Source organism: Aeromonas sp. SE22, assembly GCF_038739755.1.
GTDB classification, from domain to species: Bacteria; Pseudomonadota; Gammaproteobacteria; order Enterobacterales; family Aeromonadaceae; genus Aeromonas; species Aeromonas jandaei.
The window spans coordinates 17,796-33,330 of record NZ_JBCGFD010000002.1 but is presented as its reverse complement, the minus strand read 5'-3'; the positions used below and the strand labels follow the sequence as shown (position 1 = coordinate 33,330).

General features: G+C 57.6%; 14 protein-coding genes. 6 read left to right on the top strand and 8 right to left on the bottom strand.

The window, feature by feature from the left end:
- Nucleotides 1-65 precede the first annotated feature (65 nt).
- A complete protein-coding gene (locus tag AAHA39_RS03985) occupies nt 66-1,682 on the top strand; it encodes a phosphoethanolamine transferase (protein WP_320657058.1) in 1,617 nt (538 codons plus the stop codon).
- 71 nt (nt 1,683-1,753) lie between these two features.
- On the opposite strand, the gene nagC is transcribed toward AAHA39_RS03985, so the two are convergent.
- From nagC to nagB, 3 genes are read right to left on the bottom strand one after another with little or no spacing between them, the layout of a single operon-like run.
- Nucleotides 1,754-2,968: a DNA-binding transcriptional regulator NagC gene (nagC, locus tag AAHA39_RS03980; protein ID WP_033113459.1), complete on the bottom strand. Its 1,215-nt coding sequence runs from the start codon at nt 2,966-2,968 to the stop codon at nt 1,754-1,756.
- Between the two features lie 4 nt (nt 2,969-2,972).
- Nucleotides 2,973-4,118 carry an N-acetylglucosamine-6-phosphate deacetylase gene (gene nagA, locus AAHA39_RS03975; RefSeq protein WP_320657057.1) on the bottom strand — a complete coding sequence of 382 codons (1,146 nt, stop codon included), beginning with the start codon at nt 4,116-4,118 and terminating at the stop codon, nt 2,973-2,975.
- A gap of 9 nt (nt 4,119-4,127) precedes the next feature.
- Nucleotides 4,128-4,928, bottom strand: coding sequence for a glucosamine-6-phosphate deaminase (nagB, locus tag AAHA39_RS03970; protein WP_005344421.1), 801 nt, complete (start codon nt 4,926-4,928; stop codon nt 4,128-4,130).
- A 272-nt stretch (nt 4,929-5,200) separates the two neighbouring features.
- Here nagB and nagE point away from each other — a divergent pair, with 272 nt between their 5' ends.
- From nagE to glnS, 3 genes are all read left to right on the top strand, one after another.
- A complete protein-coding gene (nagE, locus tag AAHA39_RS03965; protein WP_033113456.1) occupies nt 5,201-6,679 on the top strand; it encodes an N-acetylglucosamine-specific PTS transporter subunit IIBC in 1,479 nt (492 codons plus the stop codon).
- A gap of 122 nt (nt 6,680-6,801) precedes the next feature.
- Entirely contained in the window at nt 6,802-9,465 is a 2,664-nt protein-coding gene (locus tag AAHA39_RS03960) for a beta-N-acetylhexosaminidase (protein WP_320657056.1), read from the top strand.
- 342 nt (nt 9,466-9,807) lie between these two features.
- Nucleotides 9,808-11,469: a glutamine--tRNA ligase gene (gene glnS, locus AAHA39_RS03955; RefSeq protein WP_320657055.1), complete on the top strand. Its 1,662-nt coding sequence runs from the start codon at nt 9,808-9,810 to the stop codon at nt 11,467-11,469.
- 115 nt (nt 11,470-11,584) lie between these two features.
- Here glnS and fur read toward each other — a convergent pair whose 3' ends face one another.
- Nucleotides 11,585-12,013 (bottom strand): ferric iron uptake transcriptional regulator, encoded by a 429-nt coding sequence (fur, locus tag AAHA39_RS03950; protein WP_033113453.1) that lies wholly within the window; start codon nt 12,011-12,013, stop codon nt 11,585-11,587.
- Nucleotides 12,014-12,256: 243 nt separating this feature from the next.
- Here fur and AAHA39_RS03945 point away from each other — a divergent pair, with 243 nt between their 5' ends.
- On the top strand, nt 12,257-12,730 hold the full coding sequence (locus AAHA39_RS03945) for a DUF4442 domain-containing protein (RefSeq protein ID WP_033113452.1): 474 nt from the start codon (nt 12,257-12,259) through the stop codon (nt 12,728-12,730).
- A 69-nt stretch (nt 12,731-12,799) separates the two neighbouring features.
- Here AAHA39_RS03945 and fldA read toward each other — a convergent pair whose 3' ends face one another.
- From fldA to AAHA39_RS03925, 4 genes are read right to left on the bottom strand one after another with little or no spacing between them, the layout of a single operon-like run.
- On the bottom strand, nt 12,800-13,324 hold the full coding sequence (gene fldA / locus AAHA39_RS03940; RefSeq protein WP_033113451.1) for a flavodoxin FldA: 525 nt from the start codon (nt 13,322-13,324) through the stop codon (nt 12,800-12,802).
- A gap of 39 nt (nt 13,325-13,363) precedes the next feature.
- Nucleotides 13,364-13,660 (bottom strand): LexA regulated protein, encoded by a 297-nt coding sequence (ybfE, locus tag AAHA39_RS03935; RefSeq protein WP_041208410.1) that lies wholly within the window; start codon nt 13,658-13,660, stop codon nt 13,364-13,366.
- Nucleotides 13,661-13,679: 19 nt separating this feature from the next.
- Complete coding sequence (locus tag AAHA39_RS03930; RefSeq protein ID WP_005334296.1) at nt 13,680-13,901, bottom strand: DUF2788 domain-containing protein; 222 nt, start codon at nt 13,899-13,901, stop codon at nt 13,680-13,682.
- A 55-nt stretch (nt 13,902-13,956) separates the two neighbouring features.
- The gene (locus AAHA39_RS03925) at nt 13,957-14,721 is read right to left on the bottom strand and encodes an alpha/beta fold hydrolase (RefSeq protein ID WP_320657066.1); all 765 of its coding nucleotides are present in this window, start codon (nt 14,719-14,721) and stop codon (nt 13,957-13,959) included.
- 292 nt (nt 14,722-15,013) lie between these two features.
- Here AAHA39_RS03925 and seqA point away from each other — a divergent pair, with 292 nt between their 5' ends.
- Entirely contained in the window at nt 15,014-15,529 is a 516-nt protein-coding gene (gene seqA / locus AAHA39_RS03920; RefSeq protein ID WP_162516824.1) for a replication initiation negative regulator SeqA, read from the top strand.
- The last annotated feature ends 6 nt before the right edge of the window (nt 15,530-15,535 follow it).

Sequence of the window (15,535 nt, the reverse complement as noted above, 5' to 3'; positions counted from 1 at the left end):
GCGGCACTGTTTCTGGTAGTGTTGCCCCGCCATTTATTTTGTCGTCCGGCATTCAGGAGTCTTCTATGCGCATCACGCTCGGTGTGATGAAGGTGAATTTGTTGCTGGTGCTCTTTTTCGCACTGGTGCTGAACTGGCCTTTCTTTCTTCGTTTTTATTCTGTTATCAGTGGTCTGGAACATGTCCGGGCCGGTTTCGTTATCTCGGTTCCTCTGGTGCTGCTTGCCGCACTCAACGCCGTCTTTATCCCCTTTACCTTCCGCTGGTTGCTCAAGCCCTTCTTTTCGTTGTTGATCCTGACAGGCTCCATCGTCAGTTACGCCATGCTCAAATACGGCGTCATCTTCGATGCCAGCATGATCCAGAACATAGTGGAGACCAACAACAGCGAGGCGACCTCCTACCTGAATGTGCCGGTCGTGCTCTGGTTCCTGCTGACCGGCGTGTTGCCCATGGTGGTGCTCTGGTCGCTGAAGGTGCGCTATCCGGAAAACTGGTACAAGGGGCTGGTCATCAGGGCTGGGGCACTGGCCCTCTCGCTGCTGTTCGTGGGAGGCGTTGCCGCACTTTACTATCAGGATTACGTCTCGATCGGCCGCAATCACCGGATCCTGGGCAAGCAGATAGTGCCGGCCAACTATGTCAACGGCATCTACAAATATGCCCGCGATGTGGTATTTGCCACCCCCATTCCTTATCAACCGTTGGGGACGGATGCTAAAGTCGTCGCCAAAGGGGATAAACCGACCCTGATGTTTCTGGTGGTGGGGGAGACGGCGCGCAGCAAAAACTACTCCCTCAACGGTTATGGCAAACCGACCAACAGCTTTACCGACAAAGAGGAGGGGATCGTCTCGTTTCGGGATGTGCGCTCCTGCGGCACCGCCACCGCCGTTTCGGTGCCCTGCATGTTCTCCAACCTGACCCGTCGTGGCTATGACGAGCAGCAGGCGAACGCTCAGGATGGCTTGCTCGATGTGTTGCAGCATGCCGGGATCTCGGTGCTCTGGAAGGACAACGATGCCGGTTGCAAGGGGGTATGCCGCAATGTGCCGACCATCGATATAGCGCCAAAGGATTATCCGGCCTTCTGCAAGGGGGGGGCCTGTTATGACGAGGTACTGCTGGAGGGGCTGGATCAGCAGATCGCCCGAATGAAGGGCAACAAGCTGGTGGTTTTTCACCTGATGGGGAGTCACGGCCCGACCTACTATCGCCGCTATCCAGCCAGTGATCGGGTATTCGTGCCCGACTGCCCGCGTAGCGACATTGAAAACTGCAGCGACGAGGAGCTGGTCAACACCTATGACAACACCATCCGCTATACCGACAAGGTGGTGGCGCAGCTGATCGACAAGCTCAAGGCTCTGGAGAGCAAGTACAACACCGGCCTGCTTTACCTCTCGGATCACGGCGAATCGCTGGGTGCCATGGGACTTTACCTGCACGGCACGCCCTACAAGTTCGCGCCGGACGATCAGACCAAAGTCCCCCTGCTGACCTGGCTCTCTCCGCAAATGGTGGCCGCCCGTCAGCTGGATATGAGCTGCCTGGCCGGGGAGGCGAGCAGCAAGCGCTTCTCCCACGACAACTTGTTCCACTCGATGCTGGGGATCATGGATGTGCAGACCAAGGTCTACGACGGGGAGCTGGATCTTTTCAAAGCCTGCAGAAGTCAGTAATGAGGGGTCGAGATTCGCCCAATAAAAAACGGCAGCCACTGGCTGCCGTTTTTTATTGCAAAGGATAAACCTTACTTCTGCTCCATGATGATCTGTAGCAGGTCTCCCTCCAGCAAGGCACGCTTGACCAATGCAAAGCCGCCATAGGTCGGCTGGTTCTGGAAGCGTGCTTTCACGATGGGCAGGCCACGGTGGAAGCTCGGCAGGGACTGGTGCTCTACGCAGCGGCGGATAGCCGGGAAGAGGATCTCTTCGGCTGCGGTGATTTCGCCGGCGATCAGCACCTTTTGCGGGTTGAACAGGTTGACCGTGATGGCTACCGCCCGTCCCAGATGTTCGCCGACGTTCTCGATGACGCTGCGAGCCAGTTCGTCCCCCGCCAGCGCCGCCTTGCACACCTCCTGAATGGTGATGTGCTTCTCCTGCAGCGAGCTCTGGTGGCCGCGGCTGATAAGCTCCTTCACCTTGTCGATGATCGCTTCGTTGGAGGCGATGGTCTCGAGGCAGCCAAAGTTGCCGCAGTGGCAGCGCTTGCCGAGCGGCTCGACCTGTATATGGCCGATCTCGCCGACGTTGCGGTTCTGGCCGAGGAACACCTGACCCTTGGTGATGATCCCGGAACCGGTGCCCTGGTGGACGCTCACCAGAATGGAGTCCATGCAGTCGCGGGACTCGCCGAAGAAGTGTTCGGCCAGCGCCAGCGAGCGGGTGTCGTTGCCCACGTAGCAGGGGAGGTTAAAGTGGTTCTCAAGCAGCTTGGCCAGTCCCAGATTGCGGATCTGATACTTGGGGGTATAGATGACCATGCCGGATTCCGGATTGACCAGACCCGGCATGGTGAGGGCGATGCTGATGAGATTGCGGCTGCGCTCGGCGTTTGCGTCGATGAAGGCGCCAATTTCCCGCAGCAGCATGTCGACCACGGGCTGCTGGTCGATCTCGGTCACCTGAATGACATGCTGGTCGAGCTCCTTGCCGTCGAGATCATAGAGACTCAGCTGCAGGTAGCCACGGCCCAGCTTGGCGGAGACAAACTGAAAGCGATGCTTGATGGTGGTCAGCGAGATGGCTCGCCGCCCGCCGGTGGAGGCTTGCGGAGAGGTCTCCTTGATCAGGCCATGCTCGATCAGTTGCCGGGTTATTTTGGTCACGCTGGCCGGGGCCAGCTGACTCAACTCGGCAATTTTGACCCGCGAGATGGGGCCTTGCAGGTCGATGAGCCGATATACGGCTGCACTGTTAACCTGCTTGATAAGATCTACGTTTGCTATTTGTCCGCCAGTCATGATGTCACTGTTGTGTGTAGTGTCCGTTAACCACGGTCCCACGGACCGTGAAGTCCTGATCGAAGACAGTGAGGTTGGCTACTTTACCGACCTGGATACTACCGAGACGTGAGTCCCATCCAATGGCGCGCGCGGGATAGAGGCTGGCCATTCTCAGTGCTTCATCGAGCGGTAATCCGACCTGCTTGACCAGATTCTCCACCCCTTCAATCATGGTGAGGGAGGAACCGCCGAGTGTACCATTCTCGTCAATGCACTGACCATCGCGCAAAAAGACGGTGGTGCCACAAAAATCAAATTTCTCAAACCCTTCCGGTGCCCCTGCCGCAGCAGTGGCATCGGTAACCAGCACCAGTCGCTCACCAAGGATCTTGTGTGCCAGACGCACGTTGGCCCAGTGCACATGGTGGCCATCGACGATGACGCCAGCGTAGACATCCTTGCGGTCATAAATGGCGCCCACCACACCCGGCTCGCGACCGTTGAGGGTCGGGGTCATGGCGTTGTAGAGGTGGGTGGCAAAGCGAATGCCGTTGTCAAAGCCAGCCATCGCCTGGTCATAACTGGCGGCGGTATGGCCGGCAGAGACCAGGATCCCCGCATCCACCAGACGGCGAACGTGGGCCGGATCGTTGCGCTCCGGTGCCAGAGTGATCTTGGCGATGGCGTCCGCGTTGGCGCAGAAGAAGTCGATCATCTCGTCCGCTGGCTGGCGGATTTGCGCGGCAGGGTGGATACCCTTGCGCTTGAGGTTGGTGTAGGGACCTTCCAGATGGACACCCAGCACTTCGTTGGGCTGGGCGGCCATGTAGTCACGGGTGACGGCGACGGCCTGCTTCATGTCCGCATCCGGGCTGGTGATCAGGGTCGGCAGGAAGCTGGTGGTACCGGATTTCAGGTTGGCCGCCTGCATGGTGGCCAGGGTCTCGGTGGTGATGTCGGTATTGAACATCACGCCGCCACAGCCGTTGAGCTGCACGTCGATGAAACCGGCGGTCAGATTGGCGCCTTTGAGGTCAATCTGCTCGATACCCGCAGGCAGCTCGGCCTCGCGGGAGATGGCGACAATCTTGTCGCCCTCGATAAGCACCCCGTAACCGGTCAGCACGCAGCTGCCGGTATAGAGAGTGCAGTTGGTCAATGCGTACATGGGCGCTCCTTACAGACGGCCGATGTTGGCGGCTTCCAGCTGCTGGAAGTAGCGAACGGTCTTGACCTTGAGCTCCATGGTGGAGGGCTCGTCGCACACCATCATTCCTTTCGGATGCAGTTGCAGGGTGGAGATGGTCCACATGTGGTTGACGCTGCCTTCCACGGCGGCCTGCAGAGCCAGTGCCTTGCCGTGGCCGGTCACCAGGATCATGATCTCTTCCGCATCCATCAGGGTACCGACACCCACGGTCAGCGCCAGCTTGGGCACCTGCTCCATGTCGCCACCGAAGAAGCGGGAGTTGGCGATGCGGGTATCCTCGGTCAGGGTCTTGACCCGGGTACGAGAGGAGAGGGAAGAGGCCGGTTCGTTGAACGCGATGTGGCCGTCGTTGCCCACGCCACCCATGAACAGGTGGATCTTGCCGTAGGACTTGATCTTGTCTTCGTAGCGCTTGCACTCGGCCACCAAATCTTCGGCATTGCCGTTGAGAATGTTGATGTTCTCGGGACGGATGTCGATGTGGCTGAAGAAGTTGTTGTGCATGAAGCTGTGGTAGCTCTCCGGGTGATCTTCCGGCAGGCCGACGTACTCGTCCATGTTGAAGGTGACCACGTTCTGGAAGCTCACTTCGCCAGCCTTGTGCAACTCGATCAGACGCTTGTAGGTATTGAGCGGAGTGCCACCGGTGGGCAGGCCCAGTACGAAGGGGCGGTCTGCTGTCGGCTTGAAGGCATTGATACGGTCAACGATGTAACGGGCAGACCACAGGCCTACTTGGCTGGCGGACTTCAACGGGATCAGGCGCATATGGATACCTCTGTGTCGGGTTGCGACCGGCTTGACGGTGGCAATGGGCTAAGACGAATTTAAGTTGTTTTATAGCGTAAATAAAGATTGCGAACTAAGCCACATCTATCCACCACCTTTATCTTGTTTGGGTGATAACGATCACGATTATCGGTTTATTAATTTGCGCAGCGAAATAAAAGCCCTAGACTGCAAATCAAGCCTTGATGGCTTATGCGTCAAACGTGATAAGCACTTAATTTCTAGAAAAACATTAACTAAGGAGAGGAACCGTGAACATTCTCGGTTATTTGCAAAAGATCGGCCGTGCCCTGATGGTGCCGGTAGCGGTATTGCCTGCCGCCGCGATCCTGATGGGGGTTGGCTACTGGATTGACCCGAATGGTTGGGGTGGTGAGAGCGCGCTGGCTGCCTTCCTGATCAAGGCGGGCGCAGCCATTATCGATAATATGTCCGTACTGTTCGCAGTCGGTGTTGCTTACGGTATGTCCAAGGATAAAGACGGTTCTGCTGCTCTGGCAGGTCTGGTCGGCTTCCTGGTCGTTACCACCCTGCTGAGCCCGGGCGCTGTGGCCCAGATCAAGAGCATCCCGGTGGAGCAGGTTCCTGCCGCGTTTGCCAAGATCAGCAACCAGTTCGTCGGTATCCTGTGTGGTGTTATCGCCGCTGAGCTGTACAACCGCTTCAGCAGCGTCGAGCTGCACAAGGCTCTCTCCTTCTTCTCCGGTCGTCGTCTGGTACCGATCGTAACCTCCGTCGTGATGATCGTCGTATCTTTCATCCTGATGGCAGTATGGCCGGCAATCTACGGTGGTCTGGTCTCCTTCGGTGAGTCCATCGTGAGCCTGGGCTCCACCGGCGCCGGTATCTACGCCTTCTTCAACCGTCTGCTGATCCCGATTGGTCTGCACCACGCCCTGAACTCCGTGTTCTGGTTCAACGTGGCCGGTATCAACGACATCCCGAACTTCCTGGGTGGTCAGGCTACCATCGATGCCGCTCTGGCCGCTGGCAAGAGCCTGGATCAGGTGAAAGGCGTGGTCGGTATGTACCAGGCTGGCTTCTTCCCCATCATGATGTTCGGTCTGCCGGGTGCCGCTCTGGCCATCTACCACTCCGCCAAGAAAGAGAACAAAGAGAAAGTTGCGTCCATCATGATCGCTGCTGCCTTTGCCTCCTTCTTCACCGGTGTAACCGAGCCGCTCGAATTCTCCTTCATGTTCGTAGCTCCGGTACTGTATGTCATCCACGCCGTGCTGACCGGTATCTCCGTGTTCATCGCTGCCTCCATGCACTGGATGGCTGGTTTCGGTTTCAGTGCCGGTCTGGTGGATATGGTGCTCTCCAGCCGCAACCCGCTGGCAACCAACTGGTACATGCTGATCCCTCAGGGTCTGGTCTTCTTCGGCCTCTACTACACAGTGTTCCGCGTAGTCATTGCCAAGCTGAACCTGAAAACCCCGGGTCGTGAAGATGATGAAGCTGCTGCTCCGGCTGTTGCCCAGTCCACCAACCGTACCGAACTGGCCAAGCAGTATCTGGAAGTGCTGGGTGGTCAGGACAACCTGGTTACCATCGATGCCTGCATCACTCGTCTGCGTCTGACCCTGAAAGACCGCAGCATCGTCGATGAGCGCAAGCTGAAAGCCCTGGGGGCGGCCGGTGTGGTCAAGCTCGGCGAGCAGAACCTGCAGGTGATTCTGGGCCCATTGGCCGAAATCATCGCCGGTGAGATGAAAGCCCTGCGTTAATCGAGCGACTCGCTCACCTCAAGTCTAAGTCCATTGTTGACATAACTAAGGGCCCCGCCTCGGGGCCCCATATAAAAAAAGCCAAGAAAATCCAACCTTTACTTCAAATGAGAGCAGCAGTTATGAACTTGAAACATTCTCTGTTAGCCATTGCCATGTCTACCGTTTTCGTCAGCCAGGTCCAGGCAGCCGATGCCGCCAAGCAAGCCGTGGTCGACTCCCTCGCCAACAATCTGGTGGTCAAGTATGAAGTGGTCACCAACGATGGGGCCGGTGCCGGGCTCGATTGCCAGGCGCTGGGCTCCGAGTGGGCGAGCTGTGGCGTTGCCAAGCTGCACCTGACCAACACAGGTGCTGACGTCACCTCCAAGGACTGGAGCATCTATGTCTCCTCCATCCGCCGCATCCAGCGGGTGGACAACGACCAGTTCACCATCACTCACCTGACCGGCGACCTCTATCGTTTGACGCCAACCGAGAAGTTCCAGGGGTTCGCCAAGGATGCCACCGTCGAAGTACCGCTGGTGGTCGAATATTGGGTACTGTTCGAATCTGACATCATGCCGAACTGGTATGTCGCCAGCGAAGGTGCCGAGCCGAAAGTGCTGGCCAGCATGAGCAACATCGATGATGCCACCACCTACGAGAAGCCGATGCCGGCTGATGGCTGGAAGCGCATCAAGGATGACAAGAACATCCTGATGAACAGCGAGACCCGTTTTGCTGCCAACCAGACCAGCACTCTGCTGCCGGCTGGCAAGGTCGATAACCAGATCCTGCCGACCCCGATGAAGCAGGTGGTCAAGGCTGGCCCGCAGGTTGACTTCTCCACCATCAAGCTCAATGCCCTGGATCTGCCGAGCGATCGCGCTGAAGCCCTGAAAGCACAACTGACCAAGCTGGGTGTTACCCTCTCCGACACCGGCTACCCGGTCACCATCAAGCTGGGCAGCAAGCTCAAGCAGGCCGAAGGTTATGACATGACCATCGGCAAGAAAGGCACTGTTATCCAGGGTCACGACATCGAAGGCGCCTACTGGGGTGCTCAGTCCCTGATCTCCCTCTTGGGGGTCAACGACAAGCTGGTTAGCCAGATGACCGTTGAAGATGCGCCGCGCTTTGAATACCGCGGTATGCAGACCGACGTGGCTCGCCACTTCCGCAGCCTGGACACCATGAAGAAGTTGGTTGACCAGATGTCTGCCATGAAGCTCAACGTGCTGCACTTAGGATTGACCAACGATGAAGGCTGGCGTCTCGAGATCCCGGGCCTGCCGGAACTGACTCAGGTCGGTAGCCAGCGTTGCCACGATCTCTCCGAAACCAAGTGCCTGCTGCCGCAACTGGGCTCCGGCCCGACCAGCGACAACCAGGGCTCCGGCTTCTATAGCAAGTCCGACTATATCGACCTGGTGCGTTATGCCAGAGCGCGCGGTGTGACCGTTATCCCCGAGATCAACATGCCGGCGCACGCCCGTGCAGCCGTGGTCTCCATGGAAGCGCGTTACAAGCGTCTGATGGCTGAAGGCAAAGAAGCCGAAGCCAACCAGTTCCGCCTGACTGACCCGAACGATACGTCCAACGTCACCTCGGTCCAGTTCTACGACAAGATGTCCTTCATCAACCCTTGCCAGCCGGGTGCTGCCACCTTCGTAGCCAAGGTGATGGATGAAGTTGCCCAGATGCATCAGGCCGCCGGCCAGCCGTTGACCGCATGGCACTACGGTGGTGACGAAGCGAAGAACATCATGCAGGGCGGTGGTTATCAGGATCCGGCTGTCACCAAGAAAGAAGAGCTGGTGGCATGGAAAGGCAACGTCGACTCCAGCAAGCAGGACAAGCCGTTTGGCAAGTCCCCGATGTGCCAGAAGATGATCGACGATGGCAAGATCAAGGACGTAGCCGAGCTGCCGGTTTACTTCGCCAAGGAAGTGGGCGAGATGGTCAAGGGCCACGGCTTCTCCACCCTGCAGGCGTGGGAAGATGGTCTGAAGTACGCCAACAGCGCCAAGGACTTCGCCACCGACAACACCCGTGTCAACTTCTGGGAAACCCTCTACTGGGGTGGCTTCAACGAAGCGATGAAGTGGGCGCACAAGGGTTACGAAGTGGTCCTCTCCAACCCGGATTACCTCTACTTCGACTTCCCGAACGAGGTGCACCCGGCTGAGCGTGGCTACTACTGGGCAACCCGTTTCAACGACACCCGCAAGGTGTTCGCCTTTGCCCCGGAAAACCTGCCGCAGAACGCCGAGACCTCGGTTGACCGCGATGGCAACGCCTTCGTGGCCAAGGGTGACCAGGATCCGGTCAAGTTCAAGGGGCTCTCCGGTCAGCAGTGGAGTGAAACCGTACGTACCGACGCTCAGTACGAGTACATGGTTTACCCGCGTATCTTCTCCATGGCCGAGCGCGCATGGCACAAGGGTGGCTTCGAGCTGAACTATGTGAAAGGTCGCGAGTTCTCCGGCGAGACCAAGCATGTCAACAAGGCCATTCTGAACAAAGAGTGGAACCAGTTCGCCAACGTGCTGGGTCAGCGTGTCCTGCCGAAACTGGATCAGGCCGGTGTTGAATACCGCCTCTCCGTACCGGGTGCCAAAGTGGTGAACGGTGTGCTGGAAGCGAACGTGGATCTGCCGGGGCTGCCTATCCAGTACAGCCTGGACGGCAAGACCTGGACTGCCTACGACGCCGCGGCCAAGCCGACCGTTGATGGCAAGGTCTACCTGCGTACCACCAGCTTCGATGGCAAGCGTACCAGCCGCGTCACTGAGCTGAACTGATAGTACACATGTCGTAACGCAAGGTGGGTCGCAAGACCCGCCTTTCCCAAGGGCGATGGTCTATCGATTTGGGAAAGGTTGACTGTGCGTGTGAGCCTTTGTTGTGTGTGTATTGTCTGTTTTGTTTTTCATCACTTTCAGCCCCGCCTTGTGCGGGGCTTTTTTATACATCCGGCGTGACGAGGCTGCTTTGACCCGCTTTTTAGCACGCCAATAGCCCGGAACTGCCAAATTCAGGTTGAGGCAGGGCGCGTAATGAGGGATCATATCCGGCTTGACGGCGGGGGGATGAGGGTGCCAGCCGGCACAACTTCCGCCAGTGACGCTTTTTTGAGGTGAGCCATGAGTCAGGCGAACAGCCCAACTAACTTTATTCGTCAGATCATTGATGAAGATCTGGCCAGCGGTAAGCACAGCAGCGTGCATACCCGTTTTCCGCCCGAGCCGAACGGTTATCTCCATATCGGCCACGCCAAATCCATCTGCCTGAACTTCGGCATCGCCCGCGACTATCAGGGCCAGTGCAACCTGCGCTTTGACGATACCAACCCGGCGAAGGAAGATATCGAGTACGTTGAGTCCATCAAGCAGGACGTGCAGTGGCTCGGCTTCCAGTGGAACGGCGAGATCTGCTACTCCTCCGACTATTTCGACAAGCTGCACGGCTACGCCGTTGAGCTGATCGAAAAGGGTCTGGCCTATGTGGACGAGCTCTCCCCCGAGCAGATGCGCGAGTACCGCGGCACCCTGACCGAGCCGGGCAAGAACAGCCCGTTCCGTGACCGCAGCGTGGCAGAGAACCTGGCCCTGTTCGAGAAGATGAAGAACGGCGAGTTTGCCGAGGGCTCTGTCTGCCTGCGCGCCAAGATCGACATGGCTTCTCCCTTCATGGTGATGCGCGATCCGGTTATCTATCGCATCAAGTTTGCCCATCACCACCAGACCGGTGACAAGTGGTGCATCTACCCGATGTATGACTTCACTCACTGCATCTCGGACGCCCTGGAAGGGATCACCCACTCCATCTGTACTCTGGAGTTCCAGGACAACCGTCGTCTGTACGACTGGGTGCTGGACAACATCACCATCGATTGCCACCCGCGTCAGTACGAGTTCTCTCGTCTGAACCTCGAATACACCGTCATGTCCAAGCGCAAGCTGAACCTGCTGGTGACCGAGAAGCACGTCGATGGCTGGGACGACCCGCGCATGCTGACCGTCTCCGGTCTGCGTCGCCGTGGTTACACTCCGGCCTCCATCCGCGAGTTCTGCAAGCGCATCGGCGTGACCAAGCAGGACAACATCGTCGAGATGAGCATGCTGGAAGCCTGCATCCGTGAAGACCTCAACGAGAATGCGCCGCGCGCCATGGCCGTGCTGCACCCGGTGAAGGTGGTGATCGAGAACCTGGCTGCCGATGAAGTGCTGACCGCCCCGGCTCACCCGAGCAACACCGAGATGGGGACCCGCGAGTTGAACTTCACCCGCGAAATCTTCATCGACGAAGCCGACTTCAAAGAGGAAGCCAACAAGCAGTTCAAGCGTCTTGTGCTGGGCAAGGAAGTGCGTCTGCGCAATGCCTACGTCATCAAGGCCGAGCGCATCGAGAAGGATGCCGACGGCAAGGTTACCTGCATCTACTGCAGCTATGACCCCGAGACCCTGGGCAAGGATCCGGCCGATGGCCGCAAGGTGAAAGGGGTGATCCACTGGGTCAGCGCCACTCACTCCCTGCCGGCAGAAGTGCGTCTCTATGACCGTCTGTTCAAGGTGCCGAACCCGGGCGCCGAAGAGGACTTCGAAGCGGCCCTGAACCCGGAATCCCTGGTGATCATCGAGGGTGCCCGTGTCGAGGCTTCGCTCAAGAACGCCAAGCCGGAGCAGGCTTACCAGTTCGAGCGCGAAGGTTACTTCTGTGCCGACAACAAGCTCTCAAGCCCGGAGCATCTGGTGTTCAACCGCACCGTTGCCCTGCGCGACTCCTGGGGCAAGGTAGAAGGCTGATACAGTGGGGCAGGGGAGACTCTGCCCTCCATTGTGCTTCTATCCTGTTTCGGACAATAAAAAAGCCAGCTAATGCTGGCTTTTTTACTGTCCGTGATCTGATGTTGCAGCCGACTCAGTCGTCGTGCTTGCACTCACCGCTGGCACAGTGACCGTAGAGGTAGAGGCTGTGGTTGGTGAGACGGATATTGTGCTTTTTGGCGATCTCGCTCTGGCGCTGCTCAATCACCTCGTCGGAGAACTCGATCACCTTGCCGCAGTCCAGGCAAACCAGATGGTCGTGGTGCTCCTGAGTCGCCAGCTCGAATACCGATTTGCCCCCTTCGAAGTGATGGCGGGTCACGATACCGGCATCATCAAACTGGTTGAGAACACGGTAGACGGTGGCGAGGCCAATCTCTTCACCCAGATCGATCAGGCGTTTATAGAGATCTTCGGCACTGGTGTGTTGGCAGTCCGGCTGTTGCAGGATTTCCAGGATCTTGACCCGGGGCAAGGTGATCTTGAGCCCGGCCTTTTTTAACGCTTGGTTGTTGTCTGCCATATTCTACTTATTCGCATTCTCGAAGGTGGGGTTTATTCTGATGGACTGCCGCGGGAATGGCAACCTTCAACTCGCTTGGCCTGTCATTATAGGTCGTTGTATCCCTAAAAATAAACCCGCAAATTCAAAGGGTTTAGTCACTCATCCGGGTCTGGATTGAAATAATCAATCACCTTGATCGACTTGCCGGGATGGCAGATGTTGATAAGATGTAACTTTCATATGTCTGGTCGGATGAGATCCATGGATTGGCTTTTTGACAACGCGGCCTGGGTGCGCCGCGCCCTCAATGCCTGGCCCCCCTTCTGGGGCGCCGGCATCAAGATAGAGACCCTGAGCGATGATTTTCGCTACTGCCGGGTGACCCTGAAATCCCGCTGGTGGAACAAGAACGCCAACCGCACCCAGTTTGGCGGCAGCATGTTTGCCATGACAGATCCCATCTATCCGCTGATGCTGATGGGCTACTTCAAGAACCGTTATTACGTCTGGGACAAGGCGGGCAGCATCAACTACATCAAACCGGGCAAGGGCAAGCTGGTGGCGGAATTCAACCTGAGCGACGGCAAGCTGGCCGAGATCGTGGCGGCGACCGAAGGGGGGATCAAGTACTTTCCCGAATTCGAGGTGACGGTGCAGGACGGTCAGGGGGAGCTGGTGGCGCAGGTGAAACGTACTCTCTATGTACGGGCCAAACCCGAGCACAGGGGAGAGTGAACAAGTGCAAATTGCAGATAGAACAAGGGCCCCGACGGGGCCCTTGTTGCTTCAAGCAGGGGGAGGAGATTACTCCAGCTCGCCCAGGCACATCTCTTCGTGCAGCTGCTTGCACCAGCCTTTGACGCGCTCGGCGGTCAATTCAGGCTGACGATCTTCGTCGATGCCCAGACCGACGAAATGCTTGTCATCTACCAGCGCCTTGGAGGCTTCGAATTCGTAACCGGCAGTCGGCCAGTGACCGATGATGATGGCGCCTTTGGCTTCAACGATGTCGCGCAGGGTACCCATGGCGTCGAGGAAGTACTCGGCGTAGTCTTCCTGGTCGCCACAACCGAAGATGGCAACCAGCTTGTTGGTGAAGTCGATTTCGCCCAGATCGGGGAAGAAGTCGTCCCAGTCGGCCTGTGCTTCGCCGTAGTACCAGGTCGGGATGCCGAACATCAGCAGATCGAAGTTCTCGATGTCGGCCTTGCTGCTCTTGGCGATGTCACGGACTTCAATCAGATTTTTGCCCAGCTCTTTCTGGATCATCTTGGCGACAGCTTCGGTGTTACCGGTATCGCTGCCAAAAAACAGACCTACACTTGCCATAGTGTTTAGTTACCCGTATTTGGTGTTAATGCTTGACGCTCAGACTGCAATATCCACCGCAAAGGCGGAATCAATCTGTTGCTTCAGGATAGATTGGATCAGCTCGGCTCGGCTGATGTTCTGTTGCAACGCAAGTTGGTTCAGGCGCTCCAGCAACTCGGCCTCCACCTTTAACTCTACCCGCTTCAGCCCATTCTCCCGATCGCGCTTAAGCTGGTTACGCTTGTTGATCTTGAGTTGGGTCTCGCGGGGGAGTGGGTTGGTCTTTGGCCTGCCGGGGCGCTTCTCGTTTGCGAACAGATCCAGTGTTGTTCGATCAGTTTGCTGTTTGGCCATACATCACAGATGAAAATTGTTAGCCTAGTCCTGAGCCTTCCCAGCCCAGTTCGATCAGCCCCTTGGCGACAAAACCTGCACAACCCAGAAACAGTACCAACCAGACGATGAAACGACCGAAACGGGGCACGTTGCCGCGTTTGAGAACGTCCTGAATGGCCAGGCCAATCAATATGAAAATGGCCACAAAGAATAACTTGAGGCCCAAACTTTCGATCAGGTCGATATGTTCACTTAGCATGGATTGCGCACACTCCTTATGACGGGCGCACTATATCACAAAGGATTTGGAACTGTTAACCGCCTGTGGACAGGAAATCCACAACCAGTTTGTTGAACAACATCGGTTTTTCCGCATGTAGCCAGTGGCCGGTTCCGGCGATGATGCGCACCTTTGCCGCCGGGAATTGGGCCAGTGCCGCCTCGCTGTATTGCGGCTGCATGTAATCGGAATCCCCCCCCTTGATAAAGAGCACTGGCCCCTCGAAGCAGCGCTCATCCTCGGGCCAGCCCATGATGTTGGCGTAGTTCTCCTCAAGAGCAGGCACATTGAAGCGCCACTGCCAGCCATCCTCGCCTTTGGCGAAGGATTTGAGCAGAAACTGGCGCACCCCGGCGATCTCGATATGTTCGGCCAGAATGCGCTCCGCGTCGCTGCGGCTCTGGGGCTGAGCCGCCAGAGTGGCGTTGAGGCCGGCGAACACATTCTGGTGGCGGGAGTGGGGATAGGCGACCGGCGCCATGTCGGCCACCACCAGCCGGCTCACCCGCGCGGGCGCCAGTTTGGCAAGCTGCATCCCGACCTTGCCCCCCATGGAGTGGCCGACTATCGCCGCCTGATCCAGCCCAAGGTGATCCATCAGCGCGAGTATATCGGCGGCCTGCGCCGGATAGCTCATGTCGTCGCTGCGAAACGAGACGCCGTGGTTGCGCAGATCGACACTGATGACCCGATAGTGCTCGCCGAGGGCGCGGGCCAGCAGGCCCAGGTTATCGAGGCTGCCGAACAGCCCGTGGATCAGAATGACGGCCGGTCCCTGACCCTGCTCTTTGAAGTTCACTACGCTCTTTTGTTGCAAAATGACACCTTGTTCGGTCATGAGTGCGTTGCCGATATGATTTAACGCACTGGAAAGAAAAGGATTTCGTGTGATGAAGGGAAAATTTGTGTGGTTTTTTTTCTAAAAAATCCCTCTCAGATCGGCTATCAGTGCGGCCGATCACACACTTGGGCCGCTATTATGCCGTATTCTCGATGAGATTCATGTACATCTGCCAGCCCCTCCCTTGGGCTGTCGGGTTTGCCTATGTATAATCGCCGCATCCGAATTTCGACGAGTCCAGCGCATCCCTATGAAAACCATCGAGCTTGATGACGATCTCTACTTCTATATCGCCAGCCAGACCCGGCACATCGGTGAGAGTGCCTCCGACATCCTGCGCCGTCTGCTGGAACAGCCTGCTCAGGGGGCAGCGTCAGCCGCCGTTGCCGAGCCAGCCGTGGCGGCACCATCCCGTGCCGTTGCCGCGCCGCAGGGGCTGCAAGCCCTGCTCGATTCTGGCGAGCTGCAGCAGGAAGAGAAGTCCATCAACCGTTTCATGCAGGTGCTGAGTACCCTCTACCGGGATGATCCGGTCGGGTTTACCCAGGCCACCGAAATCAAGGGGCGCAAGCGCGTCTATTTCTCGCGGGATCCCGAGGCTCTGCGCGCCAGTGGCAGCACCACCAAGCCCAAGCCGGTACCGGAAACCCCGTTCTGGGTGATCACCAACACCAACACCAGTCGCAAGCAGAACATGGTGGCTCAGCTGATGAGCAGCATGGGTTACGGCGACGAGGTGATCGCTCAGGTGTGCGGCGCAATCTAACGGTTT

Coding starts and splice junctions, on each gene's coding strand:
- nagB (WP_005344421.1), bottom strand. CDS start 4,928: ATGCGCCTGATCCCGTTGAAGTCCGCCAGCCAAGTAGGCCTGTGGTCT.
- glnS (WP_320657055.1), top strand. CDS start 9,808: ATGAGTCAGGCGAACAGCCCAACTAACTTTATTCGTCAGATCATTGAT.
- fldA (WP_033113451.1), bottom strand. CDS start 13,324: ATGGCAAGTGTAGGTCTGTTTTTTGGCAGCGATACCGGTAACACCGAA.
- fur (WP_033113453.1), bottom strand. CDS start 12,013: ATGGCAGACAACAACCAAGCGTTAAAAAAGGCCGGGCTCAAGATCACC.
- nagA (WP_320657057.1), bottom strand. CDS start 4,118: ATGTACGCATTGACCAACTGCACTCTCTATACCGGCAGCTGCGTGCTG.
- AAHA39_RS03985 (WP_320657058.1), top strand. CDS start 66: ATGCGCATCACGCTCGGTGTGATGAAGGTGAATTTGTTGCTGGTGCTC.
- AAHA39_RS03945 (WP_033113452.1), top strand. CDS start 12,257: ATGGATTGGCTTTTTGACAACGCGGCCTGGGTGCGCCGCGCCCTCAAT.
- AAHA39_RS03930 (WP_005334296.1), bottom strand. CDS start 13,901: ATGCTAAGTGAACATATCGACCTGATCGAAAGTTTGGGCCTCAAGTTA.
- AAHA39_RS03960 (WP_320657056.1), top strand. CDS start 6,802: ATGAACTTGAAACATTCTCTGTTAGCCATTGCCATGTCTACCGTTTTC.
- ybfE (WP_041208410.1), bottom strand. CDS start 13,660: ATGGCCAAACAGCAAACTGATCGAACAACACTGGATCTGTTCGCAAAC.
- seqA (WP_162516824.1), top strand. CDS start 15,014: ATGAAAACCATCGAGCTTGATGACGATCTCTACTTCTATATCGCCAGC.
- nagC (WP_033113459.1), bottom strand. CDS start 2,968: ATGACTGGCGGACAAATAGCAAACGTAGATCTTATCAAGCAGGTTAAC.